Raw genomic sequence first — 254 nt, forward strand, 5'->3', positions numbered from 1 at the left:
GCGTGGTTGCTGGCCTGGGCGCTGGCGGGGCTGGCATCGGGGCCCGTCCTGGCCGTCGAGCCGGCGCCGGCCGGCACCGGGGCGCTGAAGATCGACGTGCGGCCTTTCCCGCGCCAGTTCACCGTCGAGGGCACCCAGTTCAGCATCCATGAGCCGCAATACGACAGCTGGAAGGACGACCAGCTTGCCGGGCGCTTCGTGATGGCGGTGAAGAGCGGCACCCACGCCGGACCGGACGGCAAGCCGCAGGACGT

At 71.7% G+C, this 254-nt stretch carries 1 protein-coding gene; it reads left to right on the plus strand.

What is annotated here, in order from left to right; genetic code table 11:
• The coding region (locus tag SB822_RS58970; RefSeq protein WP_410859359.1) for a hypothetical protein at positions 1-254 on the plus strand (254 nt) is incomplete at both ends.

This window comes from Paraburkholderia sp. SIMBA_054, from assembly GCF_046534875.1.
Taxonomy (GTDB): Bacteria; Pseudomonadota; Gammaproteobacteria; order Burkholderiales; family Burkholderiaceae; genus Paraburkholderia; species Paraburkholderia hospita.